This window comes from Cohnella silvisoli (assembly GCF_021190915.1).
Classification (GTDB): Bacteria; Bacillota; Bacilli; order Paenibacillales; family Paenibacillaceae; genus Cohnella; species Cohnella silvisoli.
The window spans coordinates 140622-157614 of the sequence record NZ_JAIOAP010000010.1 but is presented as its reverse complement, the minus strand read 5'-3'; the positions used below and the strand labels follow the sequence as shown (position 1 = coordinate 157614).

Annotated in this window: 16 protein-coding genes and 1 pseudogene; 7 read left to right on the top strand and 10 right to left on the bottom strand. The window is 48.8% G+C overall.

Annotated features, from left to right (window positions below):
- Positions 1-74: 74 nt before the first annotated feature.
- Together yunB and K7P76_RS19050 are read right to left on the bottom strand one after the other, a co-directional pair.
- Complete coding sequence (yunB, locus tag K7P76_RS19055) at positions 75-1019, bottom strand: sporulation protein YunB (protein WP_232186891.1); 945 nt, start codon at positions 1017-1019, stop codon at positions 75-77.
- A gap of 146 nt (positions 1020-1165) precedes the next feature.
- Complete coding sequence (locus K7P76_RS19050) at positions 1166-2029, bottom strand: AraC family transcriptional regulator (RefSeq protein WP_232186890.1); 864 nt, start codon at positions 2027-2029, stop codon at positions 1166-1168.
- Positions 2030-2145: 116 nt separating this feature from the next.
- Between K7P76_RS19050 and K7P76_RS19045 the strand changes: the two genes are divergently transcribed.
- Entirely contained in the window at positions 2146-3252 is a 1107-nt protein-coding gene (locus tag K7P76_RS19045; protein ID WP_232186889.1) for a glycoside hydrolase family 88 protein, read from the top strand.
- 8 nt (positions 3253-3260) lie between these two features.
- Here K7P76_RS19045 and K7P76_RS19040 read toward each other — a convergent pair whose 3' ends face one another.
- Complete coding sequence (locus K7P76_RS19040) at positions 3261-4142, bottom strand: helix-turn-helix transcriptional regulator (protein WP_232186888.1); 882 nt, start codon at positions 4140-4142, stop codon at positions 3261-3263.
- 121 nt (positions 4143-4263) lie between these two features.
- On the opposite strand from K7P76_RS19040, the gene K7P76_RS19035 reads away from it, so the two are divergent.
- Positions 4264-5766: an L-fucose/L-arabinose isomerase family protein gene (locus K7P76_RS19035; protein ID WP_232186887.1), complete on the top strand. Its 1503-nt coding sequence runs from the start codon at positions 4264-4266 to the stop codon at positions 5764-5766.
- A gap of 45 nt (positions 5767-5811) precedes the next feature.
- On the opposite strand, the gene K7P76_RS19030 is transcribed toward K7P76_RS19035, so the two are convergent.
- Positions 5812-6522 carry a TerC family protein gene (locus tag K7P76_RS19030; protein ID WP_232186886.1) on the bottom strand — a complete coding sequence of 237 codons (711 nt, stop codon included), beginning with the start codon at positions 6520-6522 and terminating at the stop codon, positions 5812-5814.
- 330 nt (positions 6523-6852) lie between these two features.
- Between K7P76_RS19030 and K7P76_RS19025 the strand changes: the two are divergent.
- A pseudogene (locus K7P76_RS19025) lies at positions 6853-7234 on the top strand (2OG-Fe(II) oxygenase).
- A 14-nt stretch (positions 7235-7248) separates the two neighbouring features.
- Positions 7249-8067: an SPL family radical SAM protein gene (locus K7P76_RS19020; protein ID WP_232186885.1), complete on the top strand. Its 819-nt coding sequence runs from the start codon at positions 7249-7251 to the stop codon at positions 8065-8067.
- 13 nt (positions 8068-8080) lie between these two features.
- Here the strand turns inward: K7P76_RS19020 and K7P76_RS19015 are convergent, their stop codons facing one another.
- Entirely contained in the window at positions 8081-8764 is a 684-nt protein-coding gene (locus K7P76_RS19015; RefSeq protein WP_232186884.1) for a DNA alkylation repair protein, read from the bottom strand.
- A 189-nt stretch (positions 8765-8953) separates the two neighbouring features.
- Positions 8954-10159, bottom strand: a complete 1206-nt coding sequence (locus K7P76_RS19010) for a Gfo/Idh/MocA family protein (protein WP_232186883.1) — start codon at positions 10157-10159, stop codon at positions 8954-8956.
- A gap of 651 nt (positions 10160-10810) precedes the next feature.
- Here K7P76_RS19010 and K7P76_RS19005 point away from each other — a divergent pair.
- Both K7P76_RS19005 and K7P76_RS19000 read left to right on the top strand, forming a co-directional pair.
- Positions 10811-11278 (top strand): hypothetical protein, encoded by a 468-nt coding sequence (locus K7P76_RS19005; protein ID WP_232186882.1) that lies wholly within the window; start codon positions 10811-10813, stop codon positions 11276-11278.
- A 188-nt stretch (positions 11279-11466) separates the two neighbouring features.
- The gene (locus K7P76_RS19000; RefSeq protein ID WP_232186881.1) at positions 11467-11862 is read left to right on the top strand and encodes a hypothetical protein; all 396 of its coding nucleotides are present in this window, start codon (positions 11467-11469) and stop codon (positions 11860-11862) included.
- A 231-nt stretch (positions 11863-12093) separates the two neighbouring features.
- On the opposite strand, the gene K7P76_RS18995 is transcribed toward K7P76_RS19000, so the two are convergent.
- Entirely contained in the window at positions 12094-12933 is an 840-nt protein-coding gene (locus K7P76_RS18995; RefSeq protein ID WP_232186880.1) for a TrmH family RNA methyltransferase, read from the bottom strand.
- A complete protein-coding gene (locus K7P76_RS18990) occupies positions 12920-13600 on the bottom strand; it encodes a potassium channel family protein (protein ID WP_232186879.1) in 681 nt (226 codons plus the stop codon). The genes K7P76_RS18995 and K7P76_RS18990 overlap by 14 nt, the downstream gene beginning before the upstream one ends.
- Positions 13601-13723: 123 nt before the next feature.
- Between K7P76_RS18990 and sspI the strand changes: the two genes are divergently transcribed.
- Complete coding sequence (gene sspI, locus K7P76_RS18985; protein ID WP_232186878.1) at positions 13724-13939, top strand: small acid-soluble spore protein SspI; 216 nt, start codon at positions 13724-13726, stop codon at positions 13937-13939.
- On the opposite strand, the gene K7P76_RS18980 is transcribed toward sspI, so the two are convergent.
- Positions 13936-15117, bottom strand: coding sequence for an alpha-D-ribose 1-methylphosphonate 5-triphosphate diphosphatase (locus K7P76_RS18980; RefSeq protein WP_232186877.1), 1182 nt, complete (start codon positions 15115-15117; stop codon positions 13936-13938). The two genes, sspI and K7P76_RS18980, sit on opposite strands and share 4 nt — an antisense overlap.
- A gap of 108 nt (positions 15118-15225) precedes the next feature.
- The gene (locus tag K7P76_RS18975; RefSeq protein WP_232186876.1) at positions 15226-16812 is read right to left on the bottom strand and encodes a peptide chain release factor 3; all 1587 of its coding nucleotides are present in this window, start codon (positions 16810-16812) and stop codon (positions 15226-15228) included.
- Between the last annotated feature and the right edge of the window lie 181 nt (positions 16813-16993).

Sequence of the window (16993 nt, the reverse complement as noted above, 5' to 3'; positions counted from 1 at the left end):
TATTATATCATACTTTTTCGAACAATTACGAACAAAAATCCCACCCCCTAAATGGAATAAGGAGTGGGATCATCTTAATGTTGACTCTCTTCGGGAGTTTGAAGCAAGTCCGGTTTCCCTGGCAACGCGATTGAAGGAGCTTGAGCCGCTCCATTGCCGACCGGGTTGCCTTTGTTATCGTAATAATAAGTCGGCACATCGCCTACGACCATCACATAGGAGAGAGGGATTTTCGTCTCCAGCGTTTCGGGAGTCTGATCGAACGGGATAATGACCGCGATTTCCGTGCGGATCCGAATATACACTTCCACGAGAAGCATATTGATGCCCGCTTCGCTTTGCTTGGTTTCGACATCGACCTTTACCGCGCTTGCAGGATGGAAGGTTACCGATACTTTCGGCCCGATGGACGAGAGAAACGGGCTGTTCAAAGCATGGCCGATCGGAATGCGCTCCGGAACATCCTCATGCTGCTTAAGCACCCGATTGACGACTTCTATCGTTTTTGCCGTAAGCCCCATTTGTTCCTTGTAGTCGATCAGAAACCCGGTAACCCTGCCGTCTGGATTCGTTTTCCACTGAATGAGCTTATCCGTGTTTGCGGTTTGCGCGATTTCTCCCGTTATCGCCGTATTGATCGCTTCGGTCGCCATCTGGGTAACGCGGATTTTCGCAAGGAACATAAGCGGCTGCCGAAGCTCTCTATCTAGAAACAGCGTGCCTTGGATAATAAGGAACAAGAGGAGCACTATCGTAATTAGCCAGAAATGCTTGCGCTTCATCCTCCGGCGCGGGCGCTGCGAGGACCATTTCTTCACCGTAGAATAGCCGGAACCGGAACCGCTAGACGCTGAAAAGCGCCTGCGAGTTCCCCATTTGCGCGGGACTGGCTGCGACGGCGATCCGCCGCGAAAGGAAACGAACCCTCTCCCCCATTTCCGCGGCACCGGCTTCGGCAGGGAACCGTTTCGCAGGAAATTCAAATTGAGATTAAACCCTTTTCCCCATTTTCTCCGCATCGCTTAACCTCCAAGCACGACGGCTTTGCCTTCCCTAGGACGGGAAACCGTCAACTTTTGACCCGGGCGGGGTCGTCCTCGGGATACTTGGTTCAAGCTTATGCGGATGGAAAAGGAAAAAGCACTGTCTCTCCCTCGATGCGAAGTTATTGGTTTCGATATTTCAGCGGCGTCGTGCCGACGACTTTCTTGAATAGTTGGACGAAATAGGACGTATCGGGCAAGCCGACTTCGATTCCGACCTGTTCGACCGGGAGAAACGTCGTCTGAAGGAGGCGGCTTGCCTGTTTAATTCTTCGGGCTGTCAAGTAATCCGTAATGCTGCTTCCCGTTTCCTGTCGAAAAACCCGGGACACGTAAAATTTGGACAGATGCAACTCCTCCGCGATCCGTTCCAAAGAAACTTCCTCCGCAAAATGCGTCTCTATCCACTTCATGATTTTTTCCGAGTAACGCAAGGGCCTCTGCGGAATTTCTTTCAAGGCAGGCTCACTCGATTGGTTGAGCGCATTCTGAACGAGTCCCAATATTTGCAGGAGCAGCAACCTGTCTTCTTCCTGCGAATGAGCTTCACCGTCCCCGGCGGTCCGTTCATGCCATTCGCAGAGCTCTTCCATATATGTGATATTACGCAGCAAATCAAACGCCGGAGTTACACCCTGGCCTTCCCACAATTGAAGCAACAGCCCATGCCGCAGCGGAAAAGAGACCAGTTTGTCCGATATTTCGTCCGGTTTGAAATGCAGCTTCGTGCGAATGTACGGCTGTTCCGCGCTCGCTCTCGGATACACTTTGTGCAGCTGAAACGGCTGGAATATGAAAAACATGCCGCGCCGAATTTCGTGAGCTTGTTGGCTAACGATAACGGTTCCTTCTCCTTCGTGGACGAAAAGGAATTCGAAGCAATTATGCCAATGGTAAAACCCGTCGAACGGGGCATCCGATCTTGCCCTATGATCCCACAGCATTAGCTTCCCATCAAATAGTACAGGGTCGAATAAACGATTCATGCTTCCTCCGCACAGGACAAAATAACAACATTTTCACATATCGTATCACAACTTTGGGCGCAAATGAAAAGTTATAATCACAAGTAAAACGGCTTCGCCGAACGAGGAGGTTTCCCATGAATAGCGCCTATAGCACGGAAATAATGAAGAGACTGGAAACAAAGGTAGATCGCATGCTCCGGCAGCTCGGAAGCAAATCCCCCCATTTCGCGGGAGCGGACGGAAAATATGACGATATGGGCACCGATTGGTGGACGACCGGATTCTGGCCGGGCATTCTGTGGATTATGTACGATATGACCGGGAAGGAGCATTACAAGGAAGCGGCTTGGCATTGGGACATTACGCTGGCACAATGGTTTCCCAAGCTATCCGAGGAATTTCACCATGACGTGGGCTTTCAATTTCTGTCTACCGCTGTCATCAAACATAAGATTACCGGAGACAAGGACGGATTCCGCCGGGGAATCGAAGCGGCTAACTTCCTAGCGTCACGCTTTAATCCAGTCGGCAATTTCATCCGCGCTTGGAATGGGGATAAATACGGCTGGGTTATCATCGACTGCATGATGAACATCTCGCTCCTGTTCTGGGCAAGCGAAGTGACCAAAGACCCCCGGTACAAACATATCGCGGTCAAGCATGCGGAGACTACGATGAAATATGGCATACGAGAGGATGGCTCCAGCAATCATATTCTTTCGTTCGATCCGGAAACGGGCGAATATATCGAAGCGTTCGGCGGACAAGGTTTAGCCCCCGACTCCACGTGGAGCCGGGGGAATTCCTGGGCGCTGCATGGGTTCGCGAATACTTACCGCCATACCGGCGATGTCCGGTTTCTGAATACCGCCAAGCGGATTGCCCACTACTTTATCGCCGCGCTTCCGGAAGACCATGTGCCGTATTGGGATTTCCGGCTTGAGTCGCTCGAAGGCATGTCCCGGGACAGCTCTGCGGCAGCAATCGCCGCATCGGGACTGCTTGAGCTCGCCGATGCGGTTCCCGCAGGCGAGAAGCAGCTATATGCCGGAGCCGCGAAGCGGATTCTGAAATCGCTGACCGACAATTACGCGACATGGGATCAGCCCGAGCATGAAGCTATTCTGTTGCATGGCACGGGAAGCGGTACGACGAATATCGATGTGTCCCTTATATACGGAGACTACTATTACGTAGAAGCGATCGCCAAGCTGAATGGATGGAAACATCGAATTTACTAATATCCTTATTAACGCGGACGCTGCCACCGTTTACGGAAGGAAAGCGGCGTCGCATCTATCCGATCCTTGAACAGGCGGATAAAATGGCTTACGTTATCGATTCCGACTTCCGCGGCAATTGCGGCAATGGGGAGATCGGAGTACTTCAACCGCTCCTTGGCGTGGCTCATGCGGACGTTGATGAGAAATTCGTTCGGGGAAAAACCGGTGAACCGTTTGAACTCCTTGGCGAGATGGAATTTATTGACCGAGCTTAAACCCGCTAATCGGTTCAATGTGATCTTCTCCCGATAATGCCGCTCGATTTCCCGTATGGAATTACGAACATATTCCGGTGCATCGGCGACTGAAATGCTGAGCTCCGGCGCAGCTAACAGCACTTCGGTCAGCAGTCCTATTATTAATCGGTTTCCGATCAACTCACTTCTGACCGTTCGCTCTTGCTGAAGAACGATGAGCTCTCGAAGCATTGACGACGCCTCCGAGTCGACAGACAATGTTACGACCGGGGTTCCCGCCGTTTCGAAAGCCGAATAATAGGGCGCGACGCTTTCCCCGTTGAAATGCACCCATAGCAATTCCCAAGGCTGATCCGGATCCGCAGCCGTAGCATAATGCTGATATTCCATGCAATCAATGAGGAACGTTTGACGGGGGCGCAGCTCGTAAACGTTTCCTTTGTATGTCAAATTTCCAAGGCCCGATAGAGTATATACGATCAGAAAGGAATTCAAATGCTCACGTTCGGTGAAATAAGGGGATAACGTGCGGAAATGCCCGACTTCTTGAACGTACATCAAAGCCGATTTGGCAAAAGAAGACGGAGTCGCAATGAGACGAATAGAGTCCTCCGTCCAAGCATGTGAAGCTCTTTCGCGATAGGTCGACATAACGTGTAATGATCACCCCAAGATTATATTATTTTCAGCCAACATTGTTCGATGTTAATTATAACTTAAGCGGTTACAATTCTGGTAATGCTATTATTTTTCTTACGACGAGGTGAACGATATGACCTATTTATCCCCCATTAAACCCGTCAAACGTCCGCGGATCGGTCTGTACTCCGTCGGGCTGCGAGCTTACTGGGATCAGTTTCCAGGGCTTCGTGAACGGCTAATCGACTATGGAAGGTTTATCGAAAAGAAATTATCGGGCTGGGGAGATGTCTTCAATTACGGCTTGGTAGATACCGAAGGGGAAGGGAGAAAAGCCGGAGAATGGCTGAATGAGCGTAACGTCGACCTGATTTTCAGTCATGCCGCCACTTATTCCACGAGTTCGACGGTGCTGCCGGTTCATCAAATTTGCAAAGCTCCGGTCGTATTTTTGAATTTGCAGCCCACTGAGCGGATTAATTATGCGGATTCGACGACCGGAGAGTGGCTCGCCCATTGCGGTGCTTGTCCGGTTCCTGAGTTCGCTAATACGTTTAACCGTGCGGGCATTCCTTTCCGAGTCGTGAACGGGTTGCTCGGCATGTCCGTAACGCCAGCGATCTCGCTGACGAACGAAGTGACTGCCGAACGCGCCGAAGCCGTTCGAGCGTGGAAAGAAATCGAGGAATGGGCGAGAGCGGCTGCCGTGCCTAGAACGTTGCAGCATAGCCGCTTCGGATTCCTCGGCAACACGTATAGCGGGATGCTCGATATGTACAGCGATTTTACGATGCTTCAAGCGCAGACTGGCATTCATATCGAAGTGCTCGAAATGTGCGATTTGGACCGCATGCTTCGCGACGTAACTCCGCAGGATGTAAAGACGAAGCTCGAAGAGGTAAACGGCATGTTTCAAATTAGCGGAGATTCTCCTTCCGACCCGATCGCACGCAAGCCTTCCGAGGAGCAGTTGGAATGGTCTTGCAAGGTAGCCGCCGCTCAGGAACGCCTTGTGAAGGAATATGATTTAGATGCCTTATCTTATTATTATCATGGAGCTCCGGGCGGAGAATACGAGAAGCTTCAAGGCGGCTTTATCGTTGGGCATTCCCTGTTGACCGCACGCGGAATCCCTTGTTCCGGCGAAGGGGATTTGAAGACAGCCATCGCAATGAAAATTTGCGATATCCTTGGAACCGGCGGCAGCTTCTCCGAAATCGTCGTCGTCGATTACGTGGACGGAACGGTACTGCTTGGCCATGACGGACCTTTCCACGTCGCCATATCGGAAGGCAAACCGATTCTTCGCGGTATGGGACTGTATCACGGCAAACAAGGTACCGGCGTATCCGTGGAAGCGAAAGTTCGCACCGGTCCGATCACGACTTTGAACGTTACCCAGACGGGCGACGGAAAACTAAAGCTGATCGGCAGCGAAGGGGAATCAACGGACGGTCCGATTATGAGAATCGGCAACACCCAGACGCCCGTACGCTTCCGCGAGCATCCGGATGCCTATATGACCCGTTGGTTCGCCGAAGCTCCGACCCATCACTGCGCGATGTCGATCGGACACAATGCATCCTTGTTCCAGAAGGTCGGGGAATTGATGAATGTAAAGGCAGTCACGTTGTAACGGAAGGACTTTCACTAATAAACAAAGGGGTAACGGCATTTACCGCTATCCCTTTGTTTTTGTTTGCATACGCACTCTGGAGGCTGCCTTTTCGGATTTTGAGTTTACGATTTTCCGCCAGATGATTCCGGCAAGCAGCACTAGAACTACCGCAGCGACAGGAATCCACCCATACTCCCACGAACCCCACTTCGGAAAAGCAGACGTGACCCCTTCGACATCTTCCAGCATCTCGCCCGCCGTGTACCCGAGAATAGCCGAGCCTATCCAGACGACAGCCGGGAAACGGTTCAGAACTTTCAGTATCAGTTGACTGCCCCAAATAATCAAAGGAATGCTGAGTGCGATTCCGGCAACCATTAGCCACATATTGTTCTTGGCGATGGATGCAATAGCGAGCACGTTATCCAAGCTCATGACCAAGTCGGACACAAGAATGATCCCGATCGCCTTCCCCAGCGAAGCAACGCCATTTACTTCCTTTGATTCACCGTCATCTACAAGCAAATGGACGGCAATATACAGAAGGAGCAACGATCCTACGATCTGGACGGCCGGGATATCCAGCAGGGCTACGGCAGCTACCGACAGCACGATCCGGAGCCCGACCGCTCCCATCGCCCCCCACCAAATCGCCCGTTTCCTCAGGTGTTCGGGTAAGTTCCGGCTAGCCATCGCTATGACGACCGCATTGTCACCGCTTAAGACGATGTTTACCAGCAATATTTCCGCTAATAAAAGTAAACTTTCCATCATGATTTCGCTTCCCCTTTTTATCTGAAAGACATAGGGCTTGTCCTAAATTCGGTTCCTTATGAGCAGCCCCGTTCGAAAGGCCATTCTCTTCAAGAATAACACAGGTGATGCGAATTAAACCTATTTTCGTACATGTTGTTCGAGTACCTCATTATCATTGTGCGCCGTTGGCGGGCTCATTAGCCGCAAGCTCGCAATCCGCAGGAGTAATTTCGTTATCTTGCTCTTACACTCGAGATTGCGTACAAACGTTCATTTGGGGGGTTATACTGATCGTGGAGGCGTTGCAGCTAGAGCAGAATTGCATGCTCACTGAAGGAGGTTTACAGCATGCCTGATCGTCTCGCTGAACGCGTAGCCGTTCTGGACTGGAATTCGCTCCATCAATCGCTGGACGAGTACGGTTATGCCAAACTCCCGGCTTTGTTAAATAAAACGGAGTGCAAGGAAATCATCGATACCTACGAGGTACCTGACCTTTTTCGAAGCACCATTGATATGTCCAGATACCGTTTCGGAATCGGGGAGTACAAATATTACGGCGCTCCCCTTCCGTCTTTGCTGCAACAATTGCGCGAAGGATTATATCCGGAGCTTGCGATAACAGCCAATCGTTGGCGGCTATTATAGAACTACGCTTCGGCACGGCGTTAGCACGATTAAGTCGGGGACAAGATATAGTTTGGGTATTATTTTTCATGACGCGAAGTAGAGGTGTACAATCGTATGAAACCGGAATACTTGTATAAATATCCGAAAACGCTCTTAAATAAAGGGACCGGTTTTCTCTCAGGATATAGTCATTCGCTAAACCCTTATACGGGCTGTTCATTCGGTTGTTCTTACTGCTATGTACGGCAAATGCCGGTCTCTACTTTCCGCGACGCGGAGTGGGGATCGTGGGTCGATATCAAGAAAGATGCGGCGGTTGTTTTCCAAAAAGAGCTTCGGAGAGCCAAGACCAAGGGGCCGGTCACCATCTTCATGTCATCGAGCACAGATCCTTATCAGCCCATTGAGTACAAGGAACAAATCACCCGCTCAATGCTAGAGGTCATGGCCGGCGATCCACCCGATTTTTTGTTCGTGCAGACCCGAAGTCCTCTTGTTCGCAGAGATATTGATCTTTTTTTACGCCTAGGGGATAAGGTCCGCGTAAGTATGACGGTGGAAACCGATCGGGAGGATATCCGTAAACATTTTTCGCCGAATGCCCCTCCCATTAGCGCCAGATTAAAAACGCTGCAATTATTGGCTGATGCCGGCGTGCCAACGCAGGCTACCATTGCACCTATGCTGCCAAGCAGCGAGGAGTTTGCGGAAAGGTTACGGTCGCTCGTTAATCGCGTGTGCTTGGATGATTATTTTATGGGGGACGGCAGCGGCGGAAAACGAACGCGTAATTTAGGCATCCATGCGTTGTACAAGCAGCTTGGATTGGAAGAGTGGTATCACCCTGCTGCCTATCGCAAGGTCTATGAGCGATTGATACAGGTTTTTTCCGAGGAGCAGATTTATGTGAGCCAAAAGGGGTTTGAACCTTAATGGCTCACTACTCCTATTTCCGTTTCATGCCGCGAATCAACTTTTTGGTTTCCGGATCCACACGGAAAGACTCTGTTATTTTTTGCAGTGCTTTGTTGTATGTGAAATCGTCCAATGAATTGCTTGTTAAGTATGTCATTGTAGGCTCAGGAAGTTTCACACAACAGATGGATACCGCCCATGCCACACTCATTTTGACATAATATCCCCCATGCTTGGCACTGTCCAGCAGTTCTAACACTCGGCTAATGTATTCTTCTTCAATATAAAAATCAAGAAGCATGACCACGCCGAAACGTATGTCGTATTCCTTTGTGGACAATAGGTACGGCTGCAAAAAATCCCATACTTGCTTCATATTCGTTTTAGTGAACTTTAAGCCAATACAAAAGCTATCGCAAACCGACCAATTATCAATTTTGGGGACAAAATGTGCGACATAGCGCAGGATCTCTTCGATATCTGTTTTTACATAGCCGATGACCATGCCTTGCAACATAATTTCCTCGAAGTACTCGCTTTCGGCCTGTTCAAGATAGGTTCGCCAATCGCTCTTTGCGATTTTTTGAGCCAGCTTGCGCAACTCCGGCAGCCGAACGCCCAAAACATTGTTGATGTTCGGAATCAATGCCGCCGAAAATTTTTGATATTGCTCATCTGCCAACTCAAATAATTGTTCCTTAATCGTTTTGTCCACTCTATTACTCCTCGCCGCTTGATAACGCTCTCAACTAATATACCTCAACTCCCTCCCTATGTACGGAAAATCGAATAGGATAGCAAGATTACGAAAAAGGTAAATGAAATTTAAACACTGAGAAAAAATCAAAAAAGTCCTGATAATCAAGGGTTCTTGATTACTAGGACAATTCTAAGCCTTGACTTATTATTTACCTTTCAGAAAATCCACAAACTTCACGGGAGTACTTCCGGCAGCAACGGACTGTACGGATAACGGGAATACGGAGCTCCACGTTACTGCGTCATATACATCCACGGCTGGTTTCCTATTTTCCAGAATGGACGAGACAAATTCCTGCATAACGAAGAAATCTCCGCCTCCATGCCCTGTACTCAGCGCTTGTTCCGACCATTGTTTCCAATGGGGATGCTCCCATTGGTCCTCGTATTTCCATAAGGATTGCCATTCCGGATGATGGCCATTTTCTCCATAATGGGACCCGCCTTTATAATCCTTCTCGAGCCATATGAGAGGATCCTCTCCATCGAAGCGCGGTGCAAGATACGCGCCTTCCGTGCCTTGCAATCCATAATGCACCATGTTGTGCGGACGTGAGGACAGGACATCGAATCTAAGCGAGATGAGAACTCCCTTTTTGGTGCGAATGAGGGTAGTAGAGCTATCCCCTTGGTTCCAATGATTCGGTTGGGAGGCTAAGTTCTCGGCACCGAAATGCTCCAAGAAATATTTGGAGGATGCTCGGCTTTTGGAGTTGACCGTCACCAACTCGTCGAACTCGTCTCCCCCTTCTTTATTAATCCCAAGCCATTGCGCCACCGGCCCTAATGAATGGGTAGGATAAGTGCTGCCATTATAATCCCGGATATATTGACCGCGCCAAGTCAAGCTTCCGTCCCCGTAATGTAACAAATTTCTAATATCATGAATGTAACCGCACTCCGCATACGTAATTTCCCCGAACTTAGCCGCATGAGCCATGTTTTTGATCATCATATTCTCACGGGTATAACAATAATTTTCTGCCATCATATATTTCAAGCCCGAATCTCTAACCGCCTCTATCAACTTCCAGCTGTCTTCAATCGTATGGGTTCCGATAACTTCGCTTAAAACGTGTTTGCCTGCATTTAGCGCTTGGATCGCTTGGCTGGCATGGATTAGCATCGGCGTTGCGAGAAACACAGCATCGATGTGGGGACTTTCCAGCAATTGCTCGTAACTAGTAAATGTCGAAATTTCCGGATATTTTTCTTGCCATCCCTTCAGCACATCCGAACTTAGATCGCACACAGCGGTCAATACCGCTCGATCCGCCAAGCTCTCCAAAGCATTACCGAATGCAGCTCCTCTTTGCCCGCCTACAACCGCTAACCGAATTCTTTTACTCATCTCGATTCCTCCACAACGATAAAATCAGTATATTAAATCATAATCCATATTCTGAATATATATAGAAGTAATTAAGGTGTCAATTGAAATATCGGGATATATAAAAAAGACTGGAGATCGATCGGATGATTACCCGAACAATTTCCAATCCTTGGTGAGTTTAGTCTATACCATCCTGAAGAAACATAAAAAATCCTGTCCTCTACCCCAAACTCCCCCCAATCCTCCCCCATCCTTTATCCCACAAGGCACCCGAGTAATTATCGGAATATCATCGAGATAATAATTGCTGTCCTTACCAGAGGTAAAAACCGATTCAAAACTGGAAAGAAACAGCAGCAATTGTGAACGAAACGAGATAATAATTAGTGTCCTTGAGAGCTGGAAAGATCGGGGGTGAGGGAATAGGGTAAAGCTCTTCCTATCCCTTCTTCCCTGTACCCTGCCTTGCCCTCCTGATCCCTGCCCTGCTTTACTATGCCTGGGTTTTGCTTGAATCATAACGAGGAAACAAGTGAAGAGTTCCCCTGACGATCGACACGATAAAGGCTGGAGATTGCTTGGATGATAACCCGTGCAATTTCCAGCCGCTGGTGTGTTAGAATACAGTTTTTATTATGTGTGGACAGTTAATTAGGAGCTGTTAACACGTTGTATCCGGTACTCTTCGCTAAAACTTTAACTGGTACTGCTACTTCCAAAGCAGATGGTGTACACATTGATGCTTCCTGGTCAGTTTATTATGCAAATGAAGCAGAATTGACAAAAGGAGCTGACCTAGTAGTCAAAGGGACTGTCTCTAAAGAAAAAGGGAGTAAGTTTAAGAAAGGAGATTTCAGCAGTTATTCAACGGATGTTGACTTGACAATAACAAAAATTATAAAGGGAGATACAGCCCAAATAGGTGCGAATATTATTGTTTCGCAAATGGGTGGTACAGATGGAGTAAATACGGTATTTTCTAGCCATTCCACCCACCTAAAGAAAGACCAGGAAGTTGTATTGTTTTTACGTAAAGTTGACGTTAACACATATATTCCCCTGAATGAGGATGACGGCATATATGTAAATGAAAAAGACAAATATAATAATATCTCATCAAAAAAAGAACTCAAATAGATGATTAAATTGGGAAATTAGGATTGTATTAATAATCCACTTTAATCGTATTAACTACATGACAAACAGACTTCCAAGTCCAACCTGCAATTTGGACTTGGAAGTCTGTCTTCTTATCCATTTCTTATTTAATGGATAAAGCGAAACATTTGGCTTCTTAAATACGTTAAGGGTATGAGGTGAGGATAATGAAAATAATGCTAATCGTCTTGACCATTGTTGTTTTAAGTGCTTGTTCTAAAGCTAACATCACTACAAACCAAAGTCTTAATAACACGCATACAACAAACCAACCTGTAACCGTACAAAAAAATACACAATCATCTTTTCCCTATCCCTTGGTAAAATGGAATAACGTCGTGTATCGGATAACAAATGATGCTGTGGTAGATGTAGACGCAGAGATTGGTGAAATTGCCACATACTCAACAACTGAGAACAATAATAGCCAAGATAACTTTTCGAATTATTTCAAAATCGGAACCAAAATCTGGTCAATAAAAGATGTTGATAAAAATGAAGCTATTGCGATTGAATCTGAAGCAGGTAAATACATTAAAGCCGTGACATCAAAGACGCAATAATTGTCTTGCTGAGAAATTTTCAAGGAAAAAGTGGAACTGTCCTTTATCAAAATTGGTCACTGATCGGGGCAGTCCCAGTTAGTACCAAATTCAAATATATCCTCCACTGACTTTAGATAAGTGTTAATTGCTTGGATTCTGGTTCTTCCATTTCTTGGTCGGATGATTACCCGTACAATTTCCAGCCATTGGTGAGTTGGAGGACAGTTATTATTATGTGTGGACAGTTAATTAGGTGGTTGGACAGGAAGTTTTATTTGTGTAAACCATCCTTTGCCGCTGAGCCTCAAAGAGCAATACGGTAGCGGCCATCGCGACATTTAGCGATTCCGCTCGGCCTGTCATCGGGATGATGACGTTGTCGTCAACCAGGGCATCTACCTGCGCGGAAACCCCGCTTCCCTCGTTCCCGAACACCAACCAGACGCTGCGGCGGAAATCGTATTCGTAGCATGACTTAGAAGCCTGTAAACTCGTTCCCGCAACGGCAATCCCCTCGCGCTTCGCCTCAGGCAACAGCTCATTCAAATCCGCTTCAAGCACGTCGACGCGGAACAGTGCCCCCATCGTTGCCCGAATCGTCTTCGGATTGTACAAGTCAGCCGTTCCTTTGCCAAGTACAACAGCTGTCGCTCCGCTGGCCGCCGCGCTTCTCACGATCGTCCCCACGTTGCCGGGGTCCTGCACGCCGTCAAGGACTGCGACCAATCCAAGCTCCGTGCCGAATAGCGATTCTTTCCGCGGCGGTCTTTTCAACGCTACCGCAAAAATCGGCTGCGGCGTTCCCGTCTCGCTGCACTTCATAATAACCTCAGGCGATACCGGAATCCAATGCGGTCCGCCTTGTCGTTCGCCGTCTATGTATGCCTCGAACTCGCCTAGGACACCCGATCCTTCGTCAAAGGCCACAGCCTCGAGCGGCCAGCCTGCTTCCAACGCTTCCTTAACGAGATGAACGCCCTCGAGTAGAAACTTCGCTTCGCGTTCCCGATATTTACGATCTAACAGCTTTGCCCACTCTTTGACCCGCGGGTTCGAAGCCGAGCCAATGTAGCCGTCAAGGTTCCGCATAAGCCTGCTCCAGCTTCGTCAATTGATCGTTCTTGCCGACGATAACGAGCACATCTTCCGGCACCAACGGTTCATCCGCCCGAGGCGTAATGTTCATCTCGCCGTTTCTTTTGACCGCGAGAACGTTGCAATTGTATTTAAGGCGGATATCGAGCTGCTTAAGGTTTTTGCCGATCATCGAGGTAGGAAGCTTCATCTCCACGATGCTGTAATCGGCAGATAGCTCGATGTGCTCGAGTATATTCGGCGATATAAGATGGTGAGCAACGCGAAGACCCATATCCCGTTCGGGGAATACGACTTTGTCCGCGCCGATTTTGTGCAATACTTTACCGTGCAGCTCATTCTGAGCTTTGACGATAATATAAGGAACGCCAAGGTCCTTCAAGATCAAGGTCGTTAAAATACTCGACTGGATATCTTGTCCAATGGCGACGACGACCACGTCGAAATTACGGATGCCGAGCGCGCTCATTGCCTCTTCGTCGGTGGAATCAGCCGTTACGGCATGAGTTACGGCATGGGCGACGTCTTGAACGCGTTGCGCATTTTCGTCTACCGCAAGCACTTCATAACCCAAATCCGCTAAATATATAGCCACGCTCGAACCGAATCGGCCTAATCCGATAATGGCGAACTGTTTTTTACCCGCATGTTTCTTGGCCAACTGTTCGTTCCTCCTTAATTCCGCTTCCCAATACGGTCATTATAACACAAAGAGTATCCGGCATAACCGCCCGCCTAATGGGGAAATCTACACGGGAAGTTTCCCTTGGAGGAGGTTAATTTTGTGGAAATAAACTTACGGCAAGCGATTAATCAGCGAGTTCAAGGCAAGGACAACGATGAGCTTAAGGAAATTATTGAAGGCTCGATCGGCAACGAAGAAATGGCATTACCCGGATTAGGCGTATTATTCGAAATGATATGGAACGACAGTACGGATGCAGCACGAAAAAAGATGGTTACTACGCTCCATAAACATTTAAACGCGCAACAAGCCTAAACGAAATCCTTCACGGCATGGACAAGCGTTCCATCGACGATCGTGTATTGGACGACCGGATTGTTTCGAAGCTTCCTTACGACGATCATATCAGCCCGTTTGCCAAGCTCGATTGAGCCGAACTTCTCGTTACGCCCTATCGCTCTCGCGGGGTTGAGAGAAGCCATTGCTACCGCCTTTGGAAGCGAAATCCCTTCCGTCTCCAATGTGAAAATCGCATGGAGCAACGAGGCGGGATGATAATCGGAACAAAGGATGTCTGCCACTCCGTTCTGGATAGCTTCAACCGCTCTTAAATTGCCGTCATGGGAACCCCCCCGAACGATATTGGGAGCGCCTACGCATACGTCCATTCCTCTGCTATCGGCATAAGTCGCGGTTTCTAAGCTAAGCGGAAACTCCGATACCGTAGCGCCGAAATCAAGGGAACGGTTTACGGCCGCAGTACTATCGTCGTCGTGAGAGGCGACGGCGATTCCGCGGCTGCGGGCTTCGGAAGTTAGCGACTTCAGCTTGCTCCAATCCACCCGGCTTCTTCTCCCTTCTAATTCCTCGACGATTCGGGAAACCTCGTCCAAGCCGACACCTTGATTTTTCATGACATATCGCTCAAAAGCACCTGGACGGTGATACTGCCCTTGTCCGGGAGCATGGTCCATTAGCGACAAATAGTCGAGCAAGCCGTCCGAAATAAACCTCTGAGCCAAATCAAATCCGGTCAAATGCGAAACCTCGTACCTAAGATGAACGCCGTGACGAATCATCGATCTTTCCCGACGCATGGAGACAATCAGGTCAACCATATCCGCGACCAAATGCTCCCCTCTCAGGCTTAACCCCACTCCAAGCGATAAGGAATGAAGCATCGTCGTAATTCCGTGTCCCGCAAGCTTCCGTTCGAATTGCAGAAAGGCCATGTCCATCGGAAAAAGCGTATTGGGGCGAGGCTCCACTTCCTTTTCAATGGCATCGCAATGAATATCGATAAGTCCGGGAAGCACCCATGCCCCCTTGGCGTCAATGATCTGAAGGTCGACATCCGAATGCGTTCGGTTATGCCAAGTTCCGGATCTTGAATTTATGTCCGCAATGACTCCGTTTTCTACAAGCAAATCGGCATGGATTACGCCATCCGGGAGGACGATCGACCCGTCCTTTATCATTAAACGGTTTGCCACGACAATCGGCCTTCTTCCAATAAGTTTCTTCCCATTTTACAATTCCTGCACGCAACATACAACAAAAGCCCGCCGCCAACGCACTGGCGACGAGCTTAGCACTAACTATTATGGCGCGACTTCCAGGAACTTCACGTCCGGCATCCGTTCCATCGCGGTTCTCATGGCGTATTCGTTCTCGAACAGCGCGACGTCGACATTGTTTTTGTCTTTAACGAGGATGGAATTGATACGGAACTTGGAGGGATCCACTTTGTCCCCGACGATCCAGCGGGCGAATTGAAACTGCGTCCGGAACAATTGGATATCGACGCCGTATTCATTCTTCATCCGATATTCGAACACTTCGAATTGCAGCTGCCCGACAACGCCCAAATAAGTGTCCTCGAAAGCCCCTACTGAACGGAACACCTGAACCATGCCCTCTTCGGTCAACTGATCAAGGCCCTTCAAATATTGCTTCTGCTTAAGCGCGTTCTTGATCGACACTTTGGAGAAAATTTCTGGCGAGAACGTTGGCAGCTCGTCGAATACGATGTCGCGCCCTTCGCTAAGGCTGTCTCCGATTCGGAAAATTCCGGGATCGAACAGTCCGATAATATCCCCCGGGTAAGCCGTTTCGACGATATCGCGGTCTTGCGCCAGAAATTGCTGCGGCTGTGACAGCTTGATTTCTTTGCCAGCCCGAACATGGCGTACGCTCATTCCCCTTTGGAACTTGCCGGAGCAAATCCGAAGGAATGCGATGCGGTCGCGGTGAGCAGGATTCATGTTGGCCTGAATTTTGAATATATAACCGGAAAATTTCTCGTCGTCCGGATCGACCAAACCCTCCGTGCTTTTACGTTCGGTTGGCTGCGGGGCTAACTCGAGAAAATTCTCCAGGAATGTCTGCACTCCGAAGTTGTTAACCGCGCTTCCGAAAAATACGGGAGTAAGTTGACCGGTGCGCACTTTCTCATAATCGAAAGCATCCCCTGCTACATCGAGCAGCTCCAAGTCTTGCGCCAATTGATCGGCTAAATAATCGCCGGCCATCTCGCGGATAATGGGATCGTGATAGTCGGACGTTTTGCGAACCTCGATGCTGGAGTGGTCTTTGCCTTGGAACAGCTCCACTTGATTTTTCATCCGGTCGTAGACGCCGCATAGCTCCCGGCCCATGCCGATCGGCCAATTCATCGGAACCGAACGGATTCCGAGCACACGCTCAATCTCTTCCAGCAGCTCGAACGGATTTTGCCCTTCCCGGTCAAGCTTATTAATGAAGGTGAAGATTGGAATTCCTCGTTTGCTGCAAACTTGGAAAAGCTTGATCGTCTGCGCTTCAACGCCTTTGGCAACGTCGATGAGCATAACCGCGCTATCCGCAGCCGTTAAAGTCCGATAAGTATCTTCCGAGAAATCTTGGTGACCAGGGGTATCCAAAATATTCACTTGCTTCCCCTCGTACTGAAACTGCATGACCGAGGAAGTAACCGAAATTCCCCGCTGCTTCTCGATTTCCATCCAGTCGCTCGTCGCGTGACGCGCCGCTTTGCGTGCTTTGACGGAGCCGGCGATATGGATCGCGCCCCCATATAGGAGCAGCTTCTCCGTTAACGTTGTTTTCCCCGCATCGGGGTGAGATATTATAGCGAAAGTACGGCGTTTGGAAACCTCTTGCCGTAATTCATCGGTCGTTTTCTGGCTCATCCGTTGATGTTCCCTTCCTTGATAAAATAACAGTTTCCATTATAGCACAAACAACCGAAAACCTCCGCGCTTCCTTTCAGAAGGAAGGCGGAGATTTGAATGGTATGGCTATGGATGTAAGACTTTGATGCCGCTACGCTGAGACGGAAGCTGAGGCAGAGGCTGATTCCGGCTCTTTTTT